This window comes from Polynucleobacter finlandensis, assembly GCF_018881755.1.
GTDB classification, from domain to species: domain Bacteria; phylum Pseudomonadota; class Gammaproteobacteria; order Burkholderiales; family Burkholderiaceae; genus Polynucleobacter; species Polynucleobacter finlandensis.
Window position 1 is genome coordinate 1 of sequence record NZ_JACVPS010000036.1, and the last position, 1,201, is coordinate 1,201.

Here is a 1,201-nt window from a genome sequence, read left to right on the forward strand (position 1 = left end):
TTCGGTAATACCCCCACCCCTTAATGTGACTTAAAAGTAGAATTTCTAAGTTGTTTGATTTAAAGGAAATTCTATGAAAACCTCCCGCTTTACCGATAGCCAAATCATGGCCATCCTTAAGCAAGCCGAAGCTGGCATGCCAGCCCCTGAACTGTGCCGTGAACACGGCATTAGCATCGCCAGCTTCTATAAGTGGCGCGCCAAGTATGGCGGTATGGATGCCTCACTGATGTCTCGCGTTAAAGAGCTTGAAGCTGAGAACGCCCGCTTAAAGAAGATGTATGCGGAGGTTCAGCTCCAAGCCGATGTCCTTAAAGAAGTCTTACAAAAAAAGTAACTCGGCCATCTCGTAGGCGCGAGATGGCCAGCCAACAAGTTCAAAGTGGGCGAATGAGTATCCGTTTAGCTTGCGACACCTTTGTCATTAGTCAGACTTGCTATCGCTATCACCCGAAGCTATCGACCGACAATGCCCTTATTGCTGATTGGCTGGTGCGCCTCACCCAAAATCAACGGAACTGGGGTTTTGGGCTTTGCTTTTTGTACTTGCGTAACGTCAAAGGCTTTACCTGGAACCATAAGCGGGTGTATCGCATCTATCGGGAGTTAGAGTTAAACCTTCGGATCAAGCCCCATAAACGCTTGGTTCGCGAGAAGCCTGTGCCATTGGCAGTGCCCGAGGGCATCAACGATACGTGGTCCATTGATTTTATGCATGACCAGTTGCACGATGGCAGATCCATCCGCTTGTTTAATGTAATTGATGACTTTAATCGGGAGGCCTTAGCCATTGATATTGATTTTTCTATGCCAGCAGCCAGAGTGGTACGCTCACTAGATCAAGTCATTGAGTGGCGTGGTAAGCCTTTAAAAATACGTTGCGATAATGGCCCCGAGCTTGTGGGTAGTATGCTTGTGCAGTGGGCTGCGAAACATAAAATAGAGATGACTTATATCCAACCTGGTAAGCCACAACAAAATGCATACATTGAAAGATACAACCGCACCGTACGTTACGATTGGCTTAATCAATACCTCTTTGAATCGATTGATGAAGTTCAAGACTTTGCTACCGATTGGATGTGGACATACAATCATGAAAGACCGAACATGGGCTTAGGTGGAATTACACCAAAGCAAAAACTAGCACTTGCAGTACCAGCTTCTACTTTTATGCCTAGTTAAAAATGGGGGGATTACC

1 protein-coding gene is annotated in these 1,201 nt (G+C 46.2%); it reads left to right on the forward strand.

Annotation, left to right across the window (positions count from 1 at the left end):
- Positions 1-73: 73 nt before the first annotated feature.
- Positions 74-1,185 (forward strand): IS3 family transposase gene (locus ICN49_RS11590; protein ID WP_216168231.1). Its coding sequence is split into 2 segments (ribosomal slippage): positions 74-320 and positions 320-1,185, totalling 1,113 coding nucleotides; the frame shifts between segments, so codons are not numbered across the junction.
- The last annotated feature ends 16 nt before the right edge of the window (positions 1,186-1,201 follow it).